Source organism: Tepidibacter thalassicus DSM 15285 (assembly GCF_900129915.1).
GTDB classification, from domain to species: Bacteria; Bacillota; Clostridia; order Peptostreptococcales; family Peptostreptococcaceae; genus Tepidibacter; species Tepidibacter thalassicus.
Genome location: NZ_FQXH01000017.1, coordinates 1 through 25292 on the forward strand (window position 1 = coordinate 1; position 25292 = coordinate 25292).

Here is a 25292-nt window from a genome sequence, read left to right on the forward strand (position 1 = left end):
ATCTCTCACAGACATATTCTTAATTTTTTCTGAATAAGAAGTATTCTTAGATGTGGTATTTAATCCATTAATTCCTAATGATTGATAATTTCGAATCCAATTGCTTAAGGTGCTTCGATTAACACCAATTAGTTTAGCAGTATGATTGATAGAGTCCTCTCCATTTATACATCTAAGAACATATTCTAATTTTTCATTTGTTGTGAACTTACTTTTTCTTCCCATAAAAAATACTCCTCCTTATAGCCAACAGTTTTATTATTTTAACTGTCTACTATAAGGGGAGCATATCACTATGATGTTGAGCTTACTTTTATGAATACTGCCAAGAATACAATGGATATATTTGAAGTTAAAAGAAGATATGGATTTGGAAGAAAAGGGTAAAAAACTGCGTAAATTACGCAGTTTTTTAGTTTAGTATTCATATTCTGTATCTAAATCTCTTTCGCTGTAATCGTATGTATATTCAGCACATCTGTCTCTATCTTCATCGTAAACTATAATTTCTATGTCCTCTTTAAATTCCTTTTTAATTTCACGACATATATCTTCTATAAAATCTCTAAATTTAGATTTGTTTCTATCGTCCCAAGCAGAAGAATTTTTATCAAAATCTCCATACATTTTAACTCTTATATCGTCATTGGAAAGTTGACTTAGTTTATAAGTGAATTCTAAATCTCTATATCCTCTTGTGTATTCATCGTAATCATCTTCTAGTTTTTCTTCTAAATCGTCTAAATTATAATCGTCATCTCTGAGCTTTTCGATTTCACGTTCTTTTTCTCTCAATTGATTTTTTAGTATTTCAATTTCATAACTGTTGTCTAGGTAGTTAGTGTTATTTCTGTGCATATAAATACTTTTGCTTTTTTCATCCCAATAAACATTTATACCCAAACTTTCAGATATATCTCTTAAAGGGACATAAGTAGTACCTTCGTATATAAAAGGTTCATTAGAAAAATTTAAGTTTTTTCCATTAAGTGATACTTTTATGTTTTTAAAGTACACGGTTATTTTTTTGCTGTAATCACTTCCAAATGCAAATCCACTTAAAAGTAAAGTGATCACAACTGATAAAGTTATTATTTTCCTCTTCATAAAACACCTCCAATATTCGTTATATATATTAGAATACATCAAAATTGTGTTATAATAAAAGGGTATTTTGAATTATTTTTTTGAATTAAAAAGAAATATAAAAGAACGTTCATTTCAGATAACTTTTGAAAAAACTAAACTTTATGTAATGAAAAATCTTAAACCTTCAAAACTCACTTCGTTCAAACATTGAAGGTTTTTAACAAATTTTTCATTACATTTCAGTAAGTTTTTTTATAAAAGTTATCATAGGCATTCACTTATCTTTGTATATTTCTTTTTAAAGTAAGTTTGGGATTTTGTAACGAGTTTTACCATTTATAAGTAGAAAGAGGGTGGTATTATGAAATTGTTTCGAAAAACTTTTATGACTTTATTGATAACAGTACTTTTATTTTCAAATATAGCGTTTGGAGAAGAAATTGTTAAAAATGAAGAATTTTTCAATGATATAAAAAATTACATAATTAAAAACTATGCAGGAGAAATTACAGAAGAAGAATTGTATGATGGAGCTATAAAAGGAATGTTTGAAAAATTGGACAAGTACAGTATTTATATGAGTAAAGAAATAAATGAAGAATTTAATGAATATGTAAAAGGTAAGATGTACGGAATAGGTGCATTATTAGGAGTAAGAGATGGAAAGGTGAAAATAATTGAACTTTTGGATAATTCTCCGGCTAAAAAAGCTGGTCTTATGCCAGAAGATATAATAATAGCAGTGGATAATAAAGAAATCGGTAAAATTAAAGATATAAAGTCACTTATAAATATGATAAAAGGAGATAAAGGGACAAAAGTTACTCTTACAGTAGAGAGAGATAGAAATAAATTTGATGTAACAATTACAAGAGATGAGATAAAAATAAATCCCGTAAAATACAAAGTTATAAATAACAATATAGGTTATATTAAAATATCGAAATTTAACTCAAATGTAGTCGATGGGGTGAAAAATGCTGTAGAAAAACTTAAACAAAAAGGAATTAAAAAATTAATTTTAGATTTGAGGGGAAATCCAGGTGGAGGACTTAAAGGTGTTGTAGAAGCATCTAAATATTTTGTTCCAAAAGGAAAAGTAGTCAGTGTAAAATACAAAAATGGAAAGACAAAAGAATATTACTCAAAAGGAGAAGTTGCTTTTGACGATGTAGTGGTGTTGATTGACAATTCTTCAGCTTCAGCATCTGAAATATTAGCAGGAGCTATACAAGATACTAATTCGGGAACAATCATAGGTCAGAGAAGTTATGGAAAGGGAACTGTTCAAACAGTGATTCCATTGAAGAATGGAGAAAGTATAAAATTGACTATCGCAAAGTACTATCTTCCATCGGGTAGAACTATAAACGGTACGGGAATTACTCCTGATATTGAAGTTCCTAGATATTTAGTTGATTTAGATGATTTATTGAATTTAAGCCCTGATAAAAAACTGTTTAAAAATGACGCAGGACTTGATGTGTTAGCACTTCAACAGAGATTAAATATTTTGGGTTATAAGATAGATGATGCCATGGGGGTATATCAGGATTCTACATTTGATGCAGTAACAGCTTTCCAAAGGGATAATAATTTATATCCTTATGGCGTAGCAGATATTACAACTATTAAGAAATTAAATGAAAAATTTTTAGAATTTATTCTTTCTGAAAAAATGGATAATCAGTTAAAAAAAGCTATTGAAATATTGAGTAAATAGTGATAAAATAGCATAGTTGTTGTAAATTGAAAAATAAAGAGCCTTACCCGAAAAGGGTGGCTCCTCGATAAATGGTAGGTCGCCCTTTCCTAGGGCGACCTACCCCTTTTTTTGAGTTAAAAGGTTATTATGTGAGGCAAAAATAACGCTACTGCAATGAATATTCACTTATATTTTCGCTCCACATAATTTAATTGATTAGGAAAGTTAATAAAATGGTGAGAAAAGGAAATAATAAAAACATAAAATAAAAGGAGGATTATTATGGCTACTAAGTACATATTCATAACAGGTGGGGTTGTATCTTCACTTGGAAAAGGAATAACAGCTGCATCATTAGGGAGGCTTTTGAAATCAAGAGGGCTTAATGTAACTATCCAAAAATTTGACCCTTATATAAACATAGACCCAGGAACTATGTCGCCTTATCAACATGGAGAAGTATTCGTAACAGAAGATGGAGCAGAGACGGATCTTGATCTTGGACACTATGAAAGATTCGTAGATATAAATCTTTCTAAAAATTCAAGTGTAACAACTGGTAAAATATACTGGTCAGTGCTTAATAAGGAAAGAAGAGGAGATTACCTTGGAGCTACAGTTCAAGTTATACCTCATATAACTAATGCAATAAAAGATAGAGTATATAGAGTAGGTAAAGAAGGAAACTTTGATGTAGTTATAACAGAAATAGGAGGAACAGTAGGAGATATAGAATCACTTCCATTCCTTGAAGCTATAAGACAAGTTAAATACGATGCAGGTGAAGAAAATGTAATGTATATACATGTAACACTTATTCCTTACCTTGCAAAATCAGGAGAATTAAAAACTAAACCAACTCAACATTCAGTAAAGGAACTTAGAAGTATAGGTATTCAACCAGATGTATTAGTGTGTAGATCAGAAAAGCCTCTATCTGAAGATATAAAGAAGAAGATAGGACTTTTCTGTAATGTAAAATCAGACCATGTCATTCAAAATTTAGATGCTCAAACTTTATACAGTGTACCTTTAATGTTAAAAGAAGAAGGATTAGATGAATTAGTAGTTAAAAAATTAAATCTAAATGCTAAAGAACACGACTTAAAAGATTGGATAGAAATAGTAGAAAAAGAAAAAAATCTAAAGAAAACTGTAAAAATAGCGCTTGTCGGCAAATATGTAGAACTTCAAGATGCTTATATATCAGTAGCCGAATCATTAAAACACGCAGGAATATATAATGATGCAAAAGTTGAAATAGATTGGATAAACTCAGAAGATGTAAATGACGAAAATGCAAAAGATATATTAAAAAATGCAGATGGAATACTAGTTCCTGGTGGATTTGGAGATAGAGGAATAGAAGGAAAAATATCTGCTATAAAATACGCAAGAGAAAACAAAGTGCCTTTCTTTGGAATATGTCTTGGAATGCAGCTTTCTGTAGTTGAATTTGCTAGAAATATTTTAGGAATGAAAGATGCTCATTCATCAGAGTTAAATCCAAATACAAACTACCCTGTTATAGATTTAATGGAAGATCAAGAAGATATAGAGGAAATGGGCGGAACAATGAGACTTGGAGTATATCCTTGTAAAATATATGAAGGAACTAAAGCGTATGAAGCTTATGGAGAATCTTTAATATATGAAAGACATAGACATAGATATGAATTTAATAATGAATACAGAGAAGAACTTACAAAAGCAGGACTTGTAATATCGGGAATATCTCCAGATGAGAGATTAGTTGAAATAGTAGAACTTAAAGATCATCCTTGGTTTGTTGCTGGACAATTCCATCCAGAATTCAAATCAAGACCTACAAGACCACATCCGTTATTTAGAGAATTTATCAAAGCTTCTGTGAAATAATCAAAAACAAGCCTTATACTATTGTATTTTTATACAAAATAGTATAGGGCTTGTCATTTTTTTGTTATATTTTTATTACAAAAATATTACAAAAGTGTTTTATTTATTGACTGGTAAAATTTACGATGGTATAATCTTCATGTATAAGAAAGTAAGTCCAATGAAAGAAAGATATGGGCTAAAAAATACATAAATTGTTAAGGAGGACGATTGGTATATGAAGAATACTAAAAAAGTTCTTTCTGTAGCACTAGCTGGTGCTTTAGCATTCGGTGGAATGTCTACTGCATTTGCAGCCGCTCCAGAAATGAATAAAGATACTGATAAAAAAGTTGTTGAAGCTGTTGAAAGATTATCAGCTTTTGGAATAGTAAATGGTATGGAAGATGGAAAATACCATGAAGAAATGAAAGTTACAAGAGAGCAATTCGCTAAAATATTAGTTACTGCTTTAGGACTTTCTGATGCAGCAGATGCTGCTAAAGGAGCAACTAAATTCTCTGATGTTGACGGTTCAAGATGGTCTTCAGGATACATCAATGTAGCTGCTGGTCAAGGATTATTAAATGGATATCCAGATGGAACATTCAAACCTACTAAAGAAGTATCTTATGCTGAAGCTGTAACTATGCTTGTTAGAGCTTTAGGATACAAAGATGAGTTCTTACCAGGAAGCTGGCCAGGAAACTATGTAGCAAAAGCTGCAGATACTGGAATAACTTCAGGAGCTAAGTTCGCTGATGCTAATGGTACAGCTGATAGAGGAACTGTAGCTGTTTTAGTTGACAATGCATTAGATGCTAAAGTTGTAAAAGTAAGTGAGTACTTAGGTGGAGAAATTAAGTATACTGAAAGTAAAGTAACTTTATTAAAAGAAAAGTTAGATGTAAATAAATATGAAGATGTAAGACTTCTTGCAGATAAAACTGTAGATGATTCTTTAGACAAAGACGAAGTGAAAGTTAAATTCTTAAAAACAACGGATGAAGATGACAAAGAAAATGTTAAAAATATGTACAAAGCAGAAGACGTTCGTGAGTTTGATTTAGCTGAAGATACTAACTTAAAGCCAATGCTTGGTGAAGAAGTAACTATATACTTAAACGATGATAATGAAGTAATCTATGCTCAAAGAGAAAATGACGATAAAGCTAATTTTGATTTCATAGATAAAGTTACAAAAGATAAAGAAATAAGTCTTGTTAAATTCAATGATGAATATGAATTTGCTAAAAATGCAGTTGTATATGTATTTGATGATGATAAAAATAAATATAAAAAAGAAGTAGATTACGATAAATTAAAAGTTGAAGATATAGTTGGCCATGTTGGTAAATTCGTTGTTAAAAATAATAAAATAGTTTATGCAGAAATCAAAGGTAGCGGCGAAGATGCAGCTGATCCATGGATGTTAGTTAAGGAAAACAAAGATGGAGTATTAAAAGGTATTTGTGAAACTGATGCGGATTACGAATTAGATTTAAGCAAAGATGGAGATTTTAAAGGAGTATTAGTATTCGATCAATACGGAAACAAAATGGATGTTAAAGACATCGAAGAAAACAGCTTAATATACGCTCAAAAACAAAAATATGAAGGAGATGACTATGCAGTAGTAACTGTATTAAAAGAAAATGTAGTTAAAGGAAAACTTGGAAAAGTTAAAAAAGATGAAATTGAAATCGGTGGAAAAAGCTATGATATAGCTTCTTACACAGATAAAAATGGAGATGTTCAATACAATGCTTACTACAGCATAGATAAAGACGAACATTCAAAAGCTTGGAAAACAGATTCAGATTGGGAAAAAGATATGGAAGATGCAGACGATGCAGAAATGGTAGCATATCTTGATGCAACTGGTAAAATAGTTTACTTAACTTCAGAAGTTAAAGAAACTTCAGGATACAGATACGGTATAGTTACTAAAGCTTATGCTGATGGAGATAAGATAGAAGTTTATACAATAACTAAAGATGGTAAAGGTGAAAAAGTAAAATATAACTTAGAAGAAGATAAAGACTTCGAAAATCATAAAGAAATAAGAAAAGATGATAATGGAAAATTCAAAGAAGATAATGTAAAAGGAACAGCTATTAAAAGAGGAGATGTTGTTAAGTTTAAACTTAATAAAAACGGTGAAATAGCTGAAGATGAATTATATGTAATGGATAAAGATAGTGCATGGACTGCTAAAGATGACTTTGGTAAGGACAGCATTAAAACAAAGGAAGGAAAATCATTTAGCATTGATTCAAAAACTGTATTAATAAATGCAGAAGGATTTGAGCCAGGAAATAATGATTTTGATACAGATGATTTTGGTATAATCAAGTGGGCTGATATCAAAGAAGATGCTTCAGAAAATGCTAGATTCTTCGTGTTTACTGATGATGATAGTGATGTAGATGCTGAAGCTGTAATATTCATAGGTGAAAATGGATTAACTAGTGCAAACGATGAAGAAGCTATTTACGTAATTGATAAGTGGACTAAGCATGGAGATACTTACATTGAGTATGCTGATGAAGATGGAAAAGTTCACGAAAGAGAAGTATATAACAAAGATGATGTAGAGAAAGAAGATGCTTACATTGCTAAGGTTAAGAGCGATGGTAAAATAGAATTAATGAAAAGAAAAGCTGGAGAAACTGTAAAAGATTATAAAATTGTAGATGGTAAAGTTATAGAAAAAGATGGAAAAACTATAAAAGTTAAAGATATATTTGGAAATACAGAAGATTATACATTAAAGAGCGATACTGTAGTATATGAAGAAAATTCTAAGAAGTCTATTTCTAAGATTAAAAAAGGAGATGCTGTATCTTTCATAGTTGAAGATGGAGTAAGTGTAAGAGTAGTTGAAAGATTAGTAGACGATGAAGAAGATAAAGTTATTGACAAAGTTGAAAATGCAGAGAAAAAAGATATAGAATTAGCTTCTTTAAGTGACGTAACAGTTAAAGAAAGAGCAACTACAACTGTAGAAGTAACAGTAAATCCAAAAGATGTGAAATTAGTTGCTAAAGCTAAAGATGAAAGTATAGCAGAAGTATCTGTAGTAGATGGTAAAGTATCTGTTAAAGGTTTAAAAGAAGGAGAAACTACTGTAACTGTTACTGCTACTAAAGATGGATATAATTCTGCAGAAAAAACTTTCAAAGTAACTGTAGAAAAGAAAGAAGAAACTCCATCTGAAGATGATTCAATGATAACAAATGCTGAAGCAAAGGGAACTGTTGCAACTGCAGTATCTGGAGATATTGATGCTAAAGTTACAAAAGTAGAAGTAATATATGATGGAAAAACAAAAGAAGCTAAATTAGCAGATGGAAAATTCACTTGGAATATATTCCCTGGACTTGATAAAGGAGATAAAATAATTGTTAAAGCTTATGTTGGAACTGAATTAAAAGATACAGATGAAGTAATTGTTAAGTAATTACTTTAATATGATAATATGAATAAATTAATCTATACGCAGGTAACGCCTGCGTATAGATTATAGAATAATAAGCAATATAAATAAATGATAGGAGGTACGTCCATGAAAAGAAGTAAAAAAGTAATGACACTTACTTTAGCTACTGCTATGGTTTGTGGTGCAACTTCGATGGCGTTTGCTTATAATGGAATGGATGGAATACAAATAGATAATAAATTTTATTCTATAGACTATATAGTTGGAGAACATGCAGAAGCTTTTAGTGACATATTTGGTCCTGCAAATACTGAAAATGTTATAATTGATATGAATGGAAAGTCTGCTAAGTTTAGCGATTATCTGGCTACTAATCCAGCGGATTTTGATACTTGGGCATCTAATCCAGATGTACAAACTCCTGCTAATGCAACAACTATTGTAAAAGGAGATGGAACTGAAATTCCAGTTGAAACTCCAGAACAAGAATTAAAAGTTGAATCAGTAAAGGCTATTAATGCTAAAGAAATAGAAATAAAGTTTAACAAAGAAATAGATGAAGATACTGTTGTTGCAGTCAACTTCTCTATAAATGCAGATAGTCTTGCAGATAGTGGAACTTATAATAGTAGTAATACATCAGTAGCTCTTCAAGACGACAAGAAGACAGTTAAAATAACCATGACTAATTCTTCTGTTTATCTTACTGAAGGAGCTGCATACGCAGTTGAAGTATCTAAAAACATAGCTGATGCAGAAGGAAACAAGCTTGGCACTGACTATACAGAAACAATCCTGTTCAGCGACAAGACTGCTCCTGAGCTTGCAAGTGTTACTGCAGCAGCTCAAGAAGGAAAGACTACTACATCTATAAAAGTTAAATTTACAGAGCCTGTAAGTGCTACTGGTGCGCTTATAAAAGTAAATGGTGTTACTGCAACAGTTACTTCAGGAAACGAAACAGATGAGCTTACTCTTACTACAACTGATCTTACAGCAGGACAGACATATGAGCTTTATATAGCTAATCTTGAAGATGTGAACGGAAACAAGATATCTCCTAATCCACTTTCTTTCAACTTCATAGTTGAAAGTGATGCGGCGGCTCCAACAGTTTCTTCTGTAGAAGCTCTTAACGATAAGCAAGTAAAAGTTACATTCAGCGAAGCGGTTGATACTTCTTCTGTAACTACTTCTACAGTAAAAGTTAAAAAAGGAGATACTATACTTTCAAGAACAGTTTCTTGGAATACAGACAATACTGAAATGACTTTAACACTTACAACTAATCCATTTACTGGTGTAACTGGAGACACTGTAGATGTTTCTGTTGTAATAAATGGAGTTAAAGATGATAATAACAATGCTATGACAGAAACTTCAAATACAGTTACTCTAACTAAGGATACAACAGCTCCTTCTCTAGTAGAAGCTAAAGTTGATCAAACTACAAATAAAATACAACTAGTATTTGATGAAGAAGTTGCTGAATTGACTGGATACTCAGACATTACTATAACAGACCAAGACGGAGTAGAAGTTGCTAGATTGACTGAAGGAGCAGCAGGCGATGTGACAATTGTTGCTGATGCAGATGGAAAGAATACAATAGTTGTTCTTGATTTTGTAACTTCTGCTAATAAGACTTATACAATAAATGTTCCAAAAGAAGTAGTTAAAGACCTAGCTTGGGAAGCTAACAAGAATATTGCATTCAGTACAACTGTAACAGTAGGAGATACTACTGATACAACTAAACCAGAGCTAGCGACTGTAACAAATGAAATCACAAGTGCAACTGGAACAAATACATCTACAATAAATACTAACCCTGTAATAGGGGATGTTGGATATAGAAATGAACTTTATGTAATGTTTAATGAAGAAATGACTGGTGGAACTGATGCAACTTCAGCTATTAATCCTTCTAACTATTTACTAGATGGTGAACCTTTACCAGATGGGACAACTTTAGCTTTTGTAAACTCTGAGAAGAAACTTGTAAGAATTACATTCCCAGATGGAACATTTATTAAGGATGAAACAAGAGCACTTACAATACAAAATGTTGCTGATAAGGCAGGAAATATAATAGATACAGTTGTTAAATCATTTAATGCATATGACAATGTTGCTCCTGTATTGACTTCTGGTAAACTAGTTACAGCTGGTCAATCTGGATCTCAACCTTTCCAAATCAAGCTTATATTTGATGAAGCAATGGACTCTTCAGCACTAGCTAATATTGCAAATGATATAGTAATTAAAGAAAATGGTACAGTAGTTAATCTAAATGGTTCACTAAGTGCTTCACTTGATATTGAAGATACAACTAACAAAACAGTTGTAATATCAAGTGATAATAATAATGATGTACTAAATCCAAATACTACTCTAACTGTTGAAACTGCAGGTGGAACAATAGATGGTCTTAAAGATGCAAGCGAAGATAAAAATGCTGCTAAGAAAGAAGTAACTGTTACTCTAGGAGATGGTGTTGCACCAGCTAATCTTACTATTACAAAGTTTGCAGGCGTAGATCATACTGATTTCGATGACTTTGATAAACTGTACATTCAAGATGGTATAGAAATTAAAGGTGCTTATACTGACAGCGATGTTGCAACAATAGTTGCTAAGTGGGATGATGAAACTGACGTAACTGATCCTGTTGAAGTGGCAGCTATAATAGATGCAGATAATAAAACTTACATAATACCAGCTGCTGACTTAAGTACTCTTGCAGATGGAGATAAGTTAACTCTTAAAGTAACTACTATCGATACTAATGGTAACAAAAATGAACAAGACTTCATAGTAATAGCTGGTAGTGAAAATAATAATGAAATAGGTGAAAATGTAACTCTTGATAGAACGGCTCCAACAGTAGCAAGTGCTTCAGTTAATAATACTACATTAACAATTACTTTCAATGAAATATTATCTGGAAGCAGTGCAAATAAGGAAGCATTTTCAATTACTTCTACAGGTAATAGCAATGAAGATATAGGTGTATCAAGTGTAAGCGTAAGTGGAGATACTGTTACATTGATATTAGATAAATCTCCTACAACTGGTAATACGGTTACTGTTAGTTATATAGCTAATGGAACGACAGACTTGACAGATAAGGCTGGAAATAAAGTTGCAAATTTTATTACTCAAGTTGTAAATAATAATTAGAACATTTGGGATGGTTCTATTTGTTTACATCAAAGAGAGAATTAGCCTTTTGGGGTTGATTCTCTCTTTTTCTTTAACACAAGGGGATGGTTTGGTACGGCTCCTTAGTTTAATATTTATTCAATCTCTGCACTTTTGACACTTTCTATTCCATATTTATATAAATCATTATATAAATTCTTCTGTCCATTCATCATCTCTAGCTTGCTGTTTGCTCTTCAGATCTCTTAAATACTCTTTTAGGGTACGATAAGCCCTCTTATATAAGAAGTCTTCACTATTAATTAGCGACAACAAGGTATCGTGTTTCTCAGCATTTTCGCGAACTTTTTCTACTGAAAACCAGTAATCACCGTCAACTTTTATAAATGTTGAGAATTCAGTATAATCAAGATCCCCTACATCATTATAAACAGTCTTACATTGGTCAATTTCATCATTTTTTATCTTTTTAAACTTTTCAAGTATCTCAGGGACTTTATTCATAATTTTATTGTTGTCATAGTAAGTAGTTTTATCTAAGTCGAATTGCATCAGTGTATCAATAATGAAAAAGTATAACTTCGAATTTGCCATAAATGCTCTGTTATCACCAATACTGAAATCGTAATAAGATTCATTATACATCTCATCTTGCTCATTATCATATTCAATACATTTAGGGTATTGAATCCACACTCTAATATCTGGGTGCATCTTTTTTAGAAAAGTCCAATAGGCATCATCATCAGATGAGCTATCATCAATTATACTCTTTAAAAATGGTATAATAATAAACTCTTCAACTTTTTCAGGTGCCATATCATAGAGCATATCAAGTACTGTATCTCCAATGTTATCACGTAGATTAAAGAATTTAATTAAACCAGCAGATAGAACCCCTTTTTTACTCGTAGATACTTTTTCAAAGCCGCTCTTTAAATTCTTGGCACAAAAATATTCTTGAAACGAACGATGAAGGAAATAAAATTTACCCCATCAGGAAGTAACAAACATAGATTATTACTAAGGTCATATAGAAAGTCATTTGCACTAATTTTTGTAGACGTATTTTTTAAGTAGTTATTGTCTAATTAAGTATAGCCTATCCATATTGGTAGGGTACTTACTTTTTAGACGAAATGAAATGGGTAAGTGTTTTATTCTCACTGGAAGTGGGAGTAATGGGAAGTCCATATTCCTTGATATGATTAAAAATTTATTGGGTAGTGATAATTATTCATCTCTTGGAATAAATGAACTCGGTGAGAGATTTAAAACTGCAGAGCTTTTCCACAAATTAGCTAACATTGGAGATGACATTAGTAAAAAGTATATTGATGATAATGCTATTTTTAAAAAATTAGTTACTGGAGAAACGGTTAATGTAGAGAGAAAAGGAAAGGACCTTTTTGAATTTAATAACTATGTAAAGCTTATTTTTAGTGCAAATAAACTATCAAGAATAAATGATATTTCAGATGGTTTAATGAGAAGTGTTAATGTCAATATTAAATTTAACGAATTTGCAAATATAATTTTTAACACTTTTGTTAAATTATTATTTTGAATTAGTCGCTATTTTATCCTTAGTTCTATAGGAACGACCAGTTATTTTTACTATTGTAGAATGATGCAATAATCTATCTAAAATAGCATTGGCGATGGTTGTATCGCCAAATATTTCATGCCATTTGCTAAACTCCTTATTAGTTGTAATAATTGTACTAGCCTTTTCATAACGCTTATTTATCAATTGAAAGAACATATTTGCTTCTTCTTTTGAAATTGGTAAGTAATTAATTTCATCGATAATTAAAATTTTATATTTTGCATAATGTTTAAGCCTAGTTTCTAATCTATTTTCTAAATGTGCTCTCTTTAAATTCAATAAAAGATCATGACAGTTTATAAAATATGTTGAATTTCTTTTCTTTGCTGCTGCTATACCAATAGATACAGATAAATGACTTTTACCTACACCAGAGTTACCTGAAAATAATATGTTTTCTTTTTTTTCTAAAAACCTTAGTGTGCTTAAATCTCTTATTTTATCTTGAGTGATTGTAGGTTGAAAACTAAAATCAAAATTATCAAAGGTTTTTAAAAAAGGAAAATTAGCCACTTTAACACATGCATTTATAGCTTTTTCTTCCTTAAGTTGTATTTCAAGTTTGATAAGTTCATTTAATGCATCAACAACTGTTTTTTCTCCTGATGTGATTAAATCTATGTATGTATCTATATTTTCTTTTATTTGAGTTAAATTTAATTGCTCTAGATTGTTTAATAAAGTTGTATATGTATTCATTTTTTCTATCCTTTCAAATTATCTAATAGCTTTAAATTTTCCGTTGCAAACTTTGTAATATCATCATCACTCTTATATGCAAGTTTTTCATTAATAATATTTTTATAATCATCTTCATTATAATTAATAATTCTCTCAGTTAATTTATGTATTCTTATTAAATCTGTGTTATTATAAATATATAATTTATTTTCAAATTTTCTTATTTTAAGGGTTTTGTTAATAAATTTATGTGGAACAGAATATTTTTTTCCTTTGTAATTAATCATTGAATCATTATGAACTGTGGTGGGTTTCATATAATTTAAATACGATTCAATAATGTCTTTATTTGGTAAGGGAGAAAGATGTTCTTTTTCTTTTCTTAAAAGCATTATAGGTTTCACTTTTGTCGTTTGATTAATTTCATTATTTACATCATTACTTAATCTATTAATTATTGTAATTAGTTCTTCTTCGTCTTTGAATTCACCATTATAAGGTATTATTCTATTTATAAATCTATTAGCAGATTCCACTTTTCCTTTTGTTTGGGGTGATCTTACTTTACATTCTTTATATTTTTTTGGGGTAAAATTAAAATTTTTTGCAAATTGATTAAATTCTCAATGAATTTTTTTGTTTTTATATTTACAATACTGCTCATATTATCTGTTAATAATTTTTGGAGGACACCGCCATAATATATAAATGATTCAATTAAACATTTTATCACATCCTCTTTTGTTTTAGATTTACTATAAGTAAATTTGTGCATACGTGATGCTCCTAATGTAGTTGTTAAAATATTAAATTTAAAGGTTTCACCATATTTTGAAGTCATAGTTATATTTTCTTTAAAATCAAACTGAAGTTGTTCTCCAAGTTTTGTTTCAAATCTTGGATGTACAATAGATTTTTGTTTTTCTTTAAGATTATTCTTTCTGACATAATAATCAAAGTTTGCTCGTGTTCCAATCGATGAATCTTTAGTGAAAAAATATTTATACACCCCAGTTATTGTAGCTCCAGGTAAATTAATTTTTTCTTTAATCTCATCTAGATATTTATCTAATTTAGAACTTCTTTTTCTAGTATTTTTCTTTTCAAAGCCTTTATCATATTTAGATATCGTTTGCCTTGAAATACCATATTTTCTTGCTAAATCGCTATAATTTGGTTTCATTCTTAAACTCCTTAAAATATTTAATTCTGTTTTAATATTTTCTAGCATATTAATTACCTCCTTAGTTGGAAGCAATTATATCATTTAGTTTGCAATTGTGTTAAGTTTTATATTTGCAATTTCGTATATTTTTATTTTAGCATTAATAGAAGGCTTGTAATTAGTCCTTTTAATGCAGTTTTCATTGAAAAGGATGTGGATTTTGATGTATTTATTAAAGACAAGCTTTTAACTAAATCAGCTATGGAATATTTGTTAAAATTTGGTGTTGAAGGATTAAAAAGAGTGATAACTACAGGATTTATTAAGCCGTTAGTAGTAACAAAAGAGAAGAAGGAATATGAAATGGTTAATAATCCAGTTTTAACTTTCATAAATGAAGGAATAAAAATAGAAAAAGATGTTACAGATATTTATTTATTTTTTATATTAAGAGAAAAAAGAGAGTAGCTAAAAAATTATTATATATAAAATAAATGTATATATTATATATAATAATCTGTAACATTGTGAAAATATTATAGTCTCTGCTGTGAAAACCGAAGGTGTAAAATTATGAATCTAAGAAAAGCAAGTGAAATTGATACAGAGTTAGAGAAATTTAAAGAGAAAAAATAGTTTTTATCTGCAGTCACTTTGCAGGAGATGTTGAAGGGAACACAGAAAGGGTCAGAAGATATGGAAGATTTGATGTAACTAAAAATGCAGTTCCCTTTATATTTTATCTTTTTTTTTCACAGTTTTTAAATGAAGATGATCTTGAGGAAAGAAGGTTAGTTATTGATATGGGAATGCATGTACTAAAACTATGTAATGAAATTTGGGTATTTGGAAATCGTATATCATTAGGTATAGCTGTAGAAATAAAAAAGCTGAATCTTTAGGCATTTTAATAAAATATTTTATTGTAGACTGCAGACTGGTAAAAGAGGTAAAATGATGGAGAAAATAGATTATTTTGCTTATAAGCCAAGAAGTTGTAATGTACTTAATGAGAAAAAATGTGATGGATGTGGGTTTTTTAAAACTCAAGAAGAATTTAAGCTATGACAAAAGAAGGCACTAGAGAGAATACTTCCTTTGGATGAAGATACAAGAATTCATATAATTGAAACCTACTATGGTGGAAAAATAGAGGTAATATAATAATAATTGATAAAGAATATTTGTCACAGGCAATATGGCTTGATAAAATTATCAATAACAAATTGGAGGAAAAAGAAAGACTGCAGGCACTGGCTAAAAAAACAACATTCACATACAGAGAGGATAAAGTATCAGGAGGAAAAAATACTAAAAGTCAAATGAAAGAAATCATTGTGAAAATTATAGATCTTGAATATGAGATAGTTGCAGATATAGACAGATTTGTAGATTTGAAAAAAGAAATTATGGACACTATTAACCAAGTTAAAGATTCATGTTATCAGCTTTTGCTGGAAATGTGATACATCAATAACAAAGGCTGGGATGAGATTGCTATGGTAATAGGTTATAATAAGCATTATACGATGAAGCTGCATGGTAGAGCTTTAAAAATAATTGATGAAATTTTAAAAGAGGATACTAAAAGACATAGAAAGACACCTACCACCTATGGTATAGTATAAAGTGTAAAGGTATAGAAAATTAAGGGAACTATATGTTGTTTGAATATGCCGAGGTTATATCGATTCGATTCTAATGAAATGTAGCATTCTTGATAAATGGGCCCTCATTAAAAGTAAGAGGGTCTTTTCTATGCCAGGAAAATTAGAAAGTTAAAGCAAAGTACAAATCATAGGTTTTTATGTAAAATAAAACAATATGAAAATTTTAGCAAAATATGTTATACTGAAATAGCAAAAATGTATTTGAGTTGGTGGGAATCATACTATTTATGTAAATCTTTTTTAGATAAAGGGGAGAAGATATGGCAAGAAGTATTGATTTATCAAAGATACAACAATACCTAAAGTGGTTAAAGACAAAATTATACCTTGATTCAAATGCCAGTAGGGCAAGTAAAAGAGTTGTTAAAAGGGGTGAGGTTTATAGATGTAATCTAGGTCTAGGAATTGGTAGTGAAGAGTGCAAGGAGAGACCATGCCTAATTCTTCAAAATGATGCTGGTAATGTTATATCACCTAATACAATAGTTGCACCAATAACTCATACGGAATCTACATTACCTGTAGTGGTATCAATTGCTAATAAATATAACGAATCTGGAGAAATTATTTTAGACGGGAATGTATTATTGGCTAATATGATATGTGTTAGCAAAGCTAGATTAGGAGATTATATAACTAAACTAGATTCTTCTGAAATGAAAGCAGTTGATAAAGCAATAGCAATTTCTGTCGATATAAAGCGTCATTATGATAAATTACAAAACATACTTAATGATAAACTTGATTATATAGAGAAGCTCAAAAAAAAGATTAATGATTTAGAGGTTGAATTATCTAAGAAAAAAAATGAATTAAATCGATTTGTTATGTTTAAAGAGGAATTTGGAATTAATGATATGGAAGAATTCCAAAGACAAATTAGGGAAGCTTTTTCAAAAAATCTCTAGACAAAAAGGAGTTGAAATGTTATTATTAAGGTACAAAGATGCTATTCACGAGCGGGATAGTGGTATTATTATTTCAAATAGGGGACTACGAGTGAGTTCCCTAGTATTATTTTTTGAAATTTTTGTAATCAAAACGATGTTCATGAATATAATTATAATAAACGGGTAAAATTATAATACACAAAGATACTTTGAGATGAATGCTCAAAGTGGTATAAAAAGCAAAGATAGGGAGTCACGGGTGGGCTCTCTGGTATTTTTTTAGGCTCTTTGTTAATAGTTGGGGTGGGGTTAGTTTTAATCCCGCTCTATTATTATATTTGAGCTTATTTTAATGTAATGATATGTTTTTAAGTACATTTAATAAACCTAGCTAAAATGTAGGTTTCAAATTGCTATTCAATTGATTTTTATAAGTTTTTAATTTAACTGATACAATGAATAATTCTATTACGAAATCTATGAAAGTTTTTAAACTTGTTTTAAAACTTTAATTTTATTATTAAACCCTTTAGTAGGACTATTAGTATAACCATATTTAAAAGCATTCTTTATTTCTTTAGACCATCTTCTAAATCTATCTGCACATTTTTCAAATTCTGGAATATCAGGGTTTTCTGCATTTTTAATCCACTCACTAAAAGCAGTTCTTTGATAGGAATACTTATCACTTTGACAGATCTCATAAAACTATACAAAGAATTTTTGGTAAAGTAGGTTTAGTGTAGTTTACTATGTTGAATATACGTATAACTGTAGAAATAGAAACATTAGCAGACTTAGCTACTTCAGTCATGCTAGTAAGTTTAGTAAGCTCTTGGCAAATATAATGGACCAAGCGGTTAGTTATACGGTGATATCGAGGAAGAAAGTCATAGGATTCATAAAATTTGCCTCTTTGTCAATGTTAGGGTAGGTATTTGCGTTAAATACCTGCCTTTTTTAGTGCTTTTATTTCATAAAATAATGTTATGAAAACACTAAATTTGTTGAAAATAAAGAGATATAATGATATTGTATTAGATGGTAAAATATTCATTGGAGGTATGGTATGAGGTATAGAATATATAGTCTTTGTTTTATTTTTGCATTTTTAATTTTTATAAACAATGTATATGCACAAGTTGAAAATAAAAATGAAGACATTAATAGAGCGGTTAATGTATTGATGGGTTTGGAAATGGTAAAGGGAAAAGAAGATGGAAAATTTCACGAGGAACAAAATATAACTAGAGAAGAATTTGTAAAGATGATTGTAGAATTTTTAGGTATCTCAGATGAAATAAACTTAGTCGATAAAACAGTAAATTTTAAAGATGTAGAACATTCACGATGGTCAGCTAAATATATAAGTTTAGCAGTTGATATGGGGCTTGTGAAGGGATATGAAGGGAATTTATTTAAGCCTTTAGACAATATTACATTTGAGCAGGGAGTTACAATTTTATTGAGAGCATTAGGGTATAAAGATGAGTATTTAGATGGAAAGTGGCCTTTAAATTATGTGTCAAAAGCAGCTAGTGAAGGTATTTTAAATGGAGTAGATAGAAAACCTAATTCTTTACTGACTAGAGGAAATGCAGCACTTATGATTTATAATGCATTTAATGCGAATTACATAGTTGGATTTGAAGGAAACTATCACTTATCAAAAGATACTTTTTTAGAGGGAAAATTAAATATACATAGATTTGATAATATGAGATTTATAGAAAAAAATGAAAAAACAGCGTGTTTTGAATCAGTTAAAGACAAATATCAAAAAAATTTTTACATAAAGGACAATATTGATTTGCGTGAAGGTATGAATTATACATTATTTGTAAATAGAGATGGATATATTCTATATTCATATTGTGATTTGAAGAACAAAGGTCTATATCAAAATCAAATAATTGTCAATTCATATACTGAAAGACCGGTGGGAAAAATAAAGCTTTCAGGAAGTGATAATTTTATAGTTGTGGGTACTAACAGCAATATTTATGTAAATGGAGAGAAAATCAATAAATATGAGTACGATGAATATCTTAAAGATGGAGCGGTTGGAAATTTTGTGATTAAAGATGATAAATTGGTTTATGCTAATTTAGTTTTATTTGAATACGAAAATTTGCTGGTAAGAGAGGTTGATGTGGCAAATCAAAAATTAAAAGGTGTATTAATAGAAGATGGAATTGAAGAAGAAATAAATTTTAAAGATTTTAAAAATGGATATAAAGTGTATTTAGTAGAGGGAAATAATATAAAAAGTATAAATTACAGTGGTATAGTTAAGGATTATATGATTAGTATTAGTGAGGAAATAGGAGATAGTAAAGAAAGGGTTGTATATGCTTGGAAAAGCAGCATAGCTGGGAAGTTTCAAAAGGTTTTTGGTGGAATAAACAATAAAGATGTTTATTTTACTATTAGTAATAGTCAAGATAAGTTTTATGTAGCTGATAGACTTTCTTATAGGTATAAAAAAGATAGAAGTATTAAAACTGTCAAGAACAATACATACAAGTGTAAAGAAGTATTAGAAGAATTTTATAATCAACAGGTTAGTATTTATAAGGATTTAAAGGGAGATGTTGTCTATATTGAAGGTAATTTCACTTCAAATGATGGGTTATACGGTATTCTTATAAGGTATGGAGATGAATTGAGGGGAGAAATTCAGATATTTACCAAGGGTGGTTCTAAAAAGTTATATGCATTTGAAGATCCTGATGAGTATTTGAGATTAAAGGAATATGCTGAGCCTGGATGTATATTGAGATATTCTGTAAATAAATCTGGTAAGCTTAAAAGTTTAAGCGATAATATACAAGAGGATATTTTTGATCAAAATAATATATCTGTTATACGTGCAGGAGATGATTTTGGAGAAAACTTTGTTGTTATTGACGGAAGAAAATACACTGTAACTTCTGAAACTGCGTATTTCGATTATACTGATAATAATCCGTATAAAGTGAAGAAATTAACTTGGGATAGACTTAAAAGTAAGAAGGTAACTAGCGATGTTGAAGTTGTTTATTTATCAGATGATGATAAGTTGGAATTTTTGGCTATTCGCAAAAATATGGAAGGTATACAGGAAGAAACTTTATGTGGATATGTATATGGTAGTTATAATTTGGGGGATAAAAATTATGTAAGTGTAGGAACTAATTCAGGTGAAGTAAAGGAATATTTATTAGATGATTCTTGTAAATATGTATTTTTAGACAAAAGGCTTATTCTTTACAAAATAAATAACAATAGTAAACTTGAAGTTGTCAATGATAATGAATTTAATTTTGTAGTTGGAAAAATAGATAAAAAATCGGGTAAGGTAATACGTATAAATGATGAAAGTTATATTTTTCATCAAGGAGATAAAATATATAGCGATTTAGATAAAAAATTGGACTTTAATGATTTGAGGAAGGGCGATATAGTAGCTCTTTACATAAAGGATAATGAAGTTATGGGTTGTAAGTTATTTGACTTTGGCAGATATTCGAGAATAAAAGATGGTGTAATTGAAAGTGTAGATGTGGAAGATGGAGAGATACGTATTGATATTAAAGGAGAAACTGAAACTTTTTATGTCAATGGAGAAACGGATTATATAATGCTTGATGGGTATTTGAATATGAATAAAAAGAATAGTATTTTAATTGAAAAATTTTATGATGAAATAAAAGGGAAAAAACCGAATGTTAAGTTTATTTACAATAGAGAAACGCAGGAGATATATTTGTTAGTAGTTTTGAGTGAGTAGTTGAGATGTTTCAAATGTGTTACAAAATAATTATATGCTTTTAAATTAGCAAATTTGATGATAAAATGTAATTTGTGGAATATTGATAAAAAACAACATTTTATGGTATAGATTTAAAATGGTTTATGGGAGGAAAAATATGAAGAGTTTTATAGGTGGTTTGATAAATCCACATGATAGAAAAATAAAGAGTTTACAAAAAAAGGTGGATAAGATATTGTCATTTGAAGATGAGATGAAAAATCTTTCAGATGAACAGCTTAAGAATAAGACTTTAGAGTTTAAAGAGAGATTAAAAAATGGTCAAACTCTTGATGATATGCTTGAAGAAGCATTTGCTGTTGTTAGGGAAGCTTCGTACAGGGTTCTTGGAATGAAGCACTTTCCTGTTCAGTTAATGGGGGGAATAGTTCTTCATGAAGGAAATATTGCAGAGATGAAAACTGGAGAAGGTAAGACTTTAGTTGCGACATTACCAGCTTATTTGAATGCTTTAACTGGGGACGGTGTATTTGTAATTACAGTAAATGATTATTTGGCTGCGAGAGATAAAGAGGAAATGGGTCGTGTTCACGAGTTTTTAGGTCTTAAAGTAGGTTTTATTCATAGAGAGATGAGTGTTCCTGAAAAAAAAGAAGCTTATAGATGTGATATAACTTATGGGACTAATAGTGAATTTGGATTTGATTATTTAAGGGATAATATGGCTTTGACTAAAGAAATGGTAGTACAGAGAAATTTAAATTATGCTATAATTGACGAGGTTGATTCTATTCTTATAGATGAGGCTAGAACTCCACTTATAATTACAGGAGTTGGAACTAGGGCTTCTCAGTATTATATAACTGTAGATAGATTTGTGAAGTCTTTGAAAAAAGATGAAGATTATGAAGTCGATAATGAAAAAAATATTGTAAATCTTACTCAAGAGGGAATGGACAAAGCAGAGAGAGTATTTAATCTTGATAATATTGCAGATATAAAAAATACTGAACTTCTTCATCATATAAGACAAAGTCTTCATGCTAATTATATTATGAAAAAAGATCAGGATTATGTAGTTCAAAATGGAGAAGTATTAATAGTAGATAAATTTACAGGAAGATTGATGCCTGGAAGAAGATTTAGCAATGGGCTTCATCAAGCTATAGAAGCTAAGGAAAATTTAGAGATTCAAAAAGAATCAAAAACTCAAGCTATGATTACATATCAGAATTATTTTAGAATGTTCAATAAAATTTCAGGTATGACGGGAACTGCTTATACTGAAAGGCAAGAGTTTAGGGATATATATGGAATGGATGTTGTAACTATTCCTACTAATAAGCCTGTTAGGAGAATTGATCAACCTGATTTGTTATACAAGACAAAAAAGGAGAAGCTAAATGCTATATTAGATGAAGTTGAAAAAAGACATAAAAAGGGACAGCCAATACTTATTGGTACTATATATATAGATGATTCAGAGAAGTTAAGTGAAATGCTTACAAAGAAGGGAATAAAGCACAATCTTTTAAATGCAAAGCAGGATAAGAATGAAGCTGATATTATATCAAAAGCAGGACAAAAGGGAGCAGTAACTATAGCTACTAACATGGCAGGTCGTGGTACGGATATAAAGCTTGGAGAAGGTGTAGCTGAACTTGGTGGATTGTATGTTATAGGTACTGAAAGACATGATTCTAGGAGAATTGATAATCAGTTAAGAGGGCGTTCAGGTCGTCAAGGAGATCCTGGTGAGTCTAGATTTTTTATATCGCTTGAAGATAGATTGTTTGAGAAGATAGATAAAGATCATTTAAATAGAATTAAGAAAATGATAGATAAATTGGGAATAGCTGAAGGAGAAGCAATAGAAGATAAATTGGTTTCAAAAGCTGTAGAAGGTGTTCAAAAGAGTATTGAAAATATAAATTACAGGATAAGAAAGAGTACTCTTGAATTTGACCAGATTTTAAATAAGCAGAGAGAAACTATATATAATGAAAGAAATAAGATATTAAATGGAGAAGATATGAGCGGTTTTATTAGAGAAATAATTAAAGATGTCGTAGATAAAACCGTAGAGAGATTCACACAAAATAGTCCTTATCCAGAGGAATGGGATTTGAAAGGGCTTGAAGATTATCTGAATAATAATTTGAATTTTAAAAATAGAGTAAATTTGAGCAATTTAGATATGGAAGAAATAGAGAAATTGGATAAAAAATCATTAAAAGATCAAATTACACAAAAAGCTCTTGAGATACATGATGAAAAAGAAGGAATGTTTAATGAAAGTCAGCTTAGATATCTTGAGAGGTTAATACTTATGAAATCTATAGATGAGAAGTGGGTAGATCATTTAGATTTAGTGGAGCAGTTAAGACAAGGTATAGGGTTCCAGGGAATAGGTGGAAAAGATCCTGTAAGGGTATTTAATGAAGAAGCGTATAATTTATTTGAAGATATGTTACATGAGATAAAAGAGTTAACTGTAAAAGCTTTATTTGGATTGATAAATACACAATCTCAGCAAGAAATGGAAAGAGAATTAGAGATTAAGGAAGAAGAGAGAAAGAAAAGAGTATTGGATTTAGAGGATAAGTACAAGGTAAATAGAAAATACATGATGAAAATACCTGCAAATCTTCCGAGTATTAAGTTTAACTTGGATATAAATGCTACAGAGGAGATAGATGCCATAGTAGGTCTTTATTATATGGAAAATGGATATGAGCAGAAATTAAAGGATTATGAAGCGAAGTTAAATGTAAAGGGAGTTTTCCCAGTGGAATTTAAAAAGCCAGCTGATAAAGACTGGGAAATGGGATGGTATCAATTGAAAGTTTTTGTTGCAGGACAAGAAGCTACAAATATAAACTTTTTGGTAGTAGAACCTAGAGATCTTACATCTACAGGTGTGAGAGTAATTACGAATGAAAATATTAAGTTTTTCTCAAATAAGAGGGATAAGATAGCTTTTAATTTGAGTTTCCCTGAATTTGATGGAGATAAGATAGGTGTTACTTTAATTTACAATGGCAATAAGAAAAATGTTAAAACTTTTGAAATAAATGCAAAAAATAGATCAGCAGGAATAGAGCTGAATAGACCTGAAGACGGATGGCAAAATGGTGTTTATGAAGTGATATTTAATATAGGTGAAAAGAATATATCAATACCTTTTATGATTGTAGATGAGTTTACTGATGAAGATAAAGATATTGAAATGAAAGTTAATATACAAATGGAAGAAAACAGAAATATAAAGATGTTTGGACAGCTTATCAATATAGATGAAAAAGAGTTATTGAGCAATATACCTATAGATATAAATAAGTCAGGTCAGATAAATATTAATATAGATAAACAAAAAAATAAGTTGAGAAAAGGAAGATATGAATTTAGATTAATAGCGTCTAATAAGGTGATATTTTTAACTAATTTCTTAGTGAGTTAATTTGTAACTTTGAAAATAAATTAATTAGAAGGGAATGAATTTTATGCAACATAAAAAAACGATTAAGATGCCGACAGAAATACAAGAGTATCTTTGGAGTAGATATTTACCTGAAACAACATTTAAAATGTATGTAATGGTTGGATACTTGAATGCGGAAAATATAAAAGGAGAAAAAGCTACAAATACTCTTTTAAATGCTAATTTGACTGTGGAAAGGGAGATTCCTCAAGTTACGGAAGAAAAAAAGAGAGTTTTAGAAAAGTTAGGATATAAGTATCCAGAAACTAGAAAAGAAGATATAGAGCTTCTTTTAAAGTACAATCTTGTGAGAATTGCAGCTGATAAAGATGGGAATTTACTGTATTTATACAACACTCCAGTTCCAAGACCTGAAGAAGTGTTAAATTTAGATGAAGAAGAGCTTACTATATTGGAGAATATAAGATTTGAAATTAAGCATCAACATGCATTTAATATGTTTTTGACTTTGCTTTTAAATAGTAATGGTACTTTAGCAACTACATTAGATCATATACATAAAACTACTAAGGTTAAGTATTCTGATTTAAAAGAGGTTCTTGAGTTTTTAGAGAAAGAAGGATCAATTAATATAAAAGCTAGTAAAAATGTGAAGAATCTTAGAAAAAATGACAAGGTGTATATAAGTATAAATAAAGAAGTATTTGAACAAAAAAGATTTGTTATAGCTTAATATGCGATGATTTAGAAAGTCCAAATACTGCTAAATAGCAGTGTTTGGACTTTTTTGTATAAAAAATTAAAAAATGAGAAAAATTACAAT

Annotated in this window: 20 protein-coding genes and 1 pseudogene; 13 read left to right on the plus strand and 8 right to left on the minus strand. The window is 29.7% G+C overall.

What is annotated here, in order from left to right; genetic code table 11:
- On the minus strand, window positions 1-225 hold a 225-nt coding region (locus tag BUA19_RS07880), incomplete at its 3' end, for a helix-turn-helix domain-containing protein (protein WP_143145403.1).
- Window positions 226-417: 192 nt separating this feature from the next.
- Entirely contained in the window at window positions 418-1107 is a 690-nt protein-coding gene (locus BUA19_RS07885) for a copper amine oxidase N-terminal domain-containing protein (RefSeq protein ID WP_072725395.1), read from the minus strand.
- 343 nt (window positions 1108-1450) lie between these two features.
- Here BUA19_RS07885 and BUA19_RS07890 point away from each other — a divergent pair, with 343 nt between their 5' ends.
- The 4 genes from BUA19_RS07890 to BUA19_RS07905 all read left to right on the plus strand — a co-directional run bounded on the left by BUA19_RS07890 (window position 1451) and on the right by BUA19_RS07905 (window position 11276).
- Entirely contained in the window at window positions 1451-2812 is a 1362-nt protein-coding gene (locus tag BUA19_RS07890) for a S41 family peptidase (protein ID WP_072725397.1), read from the plus strand.
- A 264-nt stretch (window positions 2813-3076) separates the two neighbouring features.
- Window positions 3077-4672 (plus strand): CTP synthase, encoded by a 1596-nt coding sequence (locus BUA19_RS07895; protein WP_072725399.1) that lies wholly within the window; start codon window positions 3077-3079, stop codon window positions 4670-4672.
- Between the two features lie 217 nt (window positions 4673-4889).
- Window positions 4890-8114, plus strand: coding sequence for an S-layer homology domain-containing protein (locus BUA19_RS07900; protein ID WP_072725401.1), 3225 nt, complete (start codon window positions 4890-4892; stop codon window positions 8112-8114).
- A 105-nt stretch (window positions 8115-8219) separates the two neighbouring features.
- On the plus strand, window positions 8220-11276 hold the full coding sequence (locus tag BUA19_RS07905; protein WP_072725403.1) for an Ig-like domain-containing protein: 3057 nt from the start codon (window positions 8220-8222) through the stop codon (window positions 11274-11276).
- Window positions 11277-11444: 168 nt separating this feature from the next.
- Here BUA19_RS07905 and BUA19_RS07910 read toward each other — a convergent pair whose 3' ends face one another.
- Entirely contained in the window at window positions 11445-12089 is a 645-nt protein-coding gene (locus tag BUA19_RS07910) for a hypothetical protein (protein WP_072725406.1), read from the minus strand.
- A 280-nt stretch (window positions 12090-12369) separates the two neighbouring features.
- Between BUA19_RS07910 and BUA19_RS07915 the strand changes: the two genes are divergently transcribed.
- Complete coding sequence (locus BUA19_RS07915) at window positions 12370-12825, plus strand: phage/plasmid primase, P4 family (protein ID WP_330389046.1); 456 nt, start codon at window positions 12370-12372, stop codon at window positions 12823-12825.
- Here the strand turns inward: BUA19_RS07915 and istB are convergent.
- Genes istB through BUA19_RS11445 form a run of 3 tightly spaced genes read right to left on the minus strand, consistent with a single transcriptional unit; the run spans window position 12817 to window position 14779 of the window.
- Window positions 12817-13566, minus strand: coding sequence for an IS21-like element helper ATPase IstB (istB, locus tag BUA19_RS07920; RefSeq protein WP_072725411.1), 750 nt, complete (start codon window positions 13564-13566; stop codon window positions 12817-12819). The two genes, BUA19_RS07915 and istB, sit on opposite strands and share 9 nt — an antisense overlap.
- 5 nt (window positions 13567-13571) lie before the next feature.
- Entirely contained in the window at window positions 13572-14084 is a 513-nt protein-coding gene (locus BUA19_RS11440) for a Mu transposase domain-containing protein (protein WP_084602000.1), read from the minus strand.
- 23 nt (window positions 14085-14107) lie between these two features.
- Complete coding sequence (locus BUA19_RS11445; protein ID WP_084602001.1) at window positions 14108-14779, minus strand: transposase; 672 nt, start codon at window positions 14777-14779, stop codon at window positions 14108-14110.
- Window positions 14780-14926: 147 nt separating this feature from the next.
- Between BUA19_RS11445 and BUA19_RS07930 the strand changes: the two genes are divergently transcribed.
- From BUA19_RS07930 to BUA19_RS07950, 5 genes are all read left to right on the plus strand, one after another.
- On the plus strand, window positions 14927-15181 hold the full coding sequence (locus BUA19_RS07930; RefSeq protein ID WP_178137473.1) for a hypothetical protein: 255 nt from the start codon (window positions 14927-14929) through the stop codon (window positions 15179-15181).
- A gap of 173 nt (window positions 15182-15354) precedes the next feature.
- Window positions 15355-15615 carry a DUF7768 domain-containing protein gene (locus tag BUA19_RS12165; RefSeq protein WP_456300355.1) on the plus strand — a complete coding sequence of 87 codons (261 nt, stop codon included), beginning with the start codon at window positions 15355-15357 and terminating at the stop codon, window positions 15613-15615.
- A 435-nt stretch (window positions 15616-16050) separates the two neighbouring features.
- Window positions 16051-16179, plus strand: a complete 129-nt coding sequence (locus BUA19_RS12020) for a hypothetical protein (RefSeq protein ID WP_278280457.1) — start codon at window positions 16051-16053, stop codon at window positions 16177-16179.
- Window positions 16180-16212: 33 nt separating this feature from the next.
- Complete coding sequence (locus BUA19_RS12025) at window positions 16213-16341, plus strand: hypothetical protein (protein ID WP_278280458.1); 129 nt, start codon at window positions 16213-16215, stop codon at window positions 16339-16341.
- A 302-nt stretch (window positions 16342-16643) separates the two neighbouring features.
- Complete coding sequence (locus BUA19_RS07950) at window positions 16644-17291, plus strand: type II toxin-antitoxin system PemK/MazF family toxin (protein ID WP_072725413.1); 648 nt, start codon at window positions 16644-16646, stop codon at window positions 17289-17291.
- A gap of 471 nt (window positions 17292-17762) precedes the next feature.
- On the opposite strand, the gene BUA19_RS12135 is transcribed toward BUA19_RS07950, so the two are convergent.
- Both BUA19_RS12135 and BUA19_RS12140 read right to left on the minus strand, forming a co-directional pair.
- Complete coding sequence (locus tag BUA19_RS12135) at window positions 17763-17972, minus strand: transposase (RefSeq protein ID WP_408645618.1); 210 nt, start codon at window positions 17970-17972, stop codon at window positions 17763-17765.
- A gap of 1 nt (window position 17973) precedes the next feature.
- Window positions 17974-18162 (minus strand): annotated as a pseudogene (locus tag BUA19_RS12140) (transposase family protein); the annotation flags it as partial.
- Between the two features lie 180 nt (window positions 18163-18342).
- On the opposite strand from BUA19_RS12140, the gene BUA19_RS07965 reads away from it, so the two are divergent.
- The 3 genes from BUA19_RS07965 (at window position 18343) to BUA19_RS07975 (ending at window position 25202) form a co-directional block, all read left to right on the plus strand.
- Window positions 18343-21045 carry an S-layer homology domain-containing protein gene (locus tag BUA19_RS07965; RefSeq protein ID WP_072725417.1) on the plus strand — a complete coding sequence of 901 codons (2703 nt, stop codon included), beginning with the start codon at window positions 18343-18345 and terminating at the stop codon, window positions 21043-21045.
- Window positions 21046-21184: 139 nt separating this feature from the next.
- Window positions 21185-24487, plus strand: a complete 3303-nt coding sequence (gene secA, locus BUA19_RS07970) for a preprotein translocase subunit SecA (RefSeq protein WP_072725418.1) — start codon at window positions 21185-21187, stop codon at window positions 24485-24487.
- Between the two features lie 43 nt (window positions 24488-24530).
- A complete protein-coding gene (locus tag BUA19_RS07975; RefSeq protein WP_072725420.1) occupies window positions 24531-25202 on the plus strand; it encodes a DUF6042 family protein in 672 nt (223 codons plus the stop codon).
- Window positions 25203-25292: the final 90 nt, after the last annotated feature.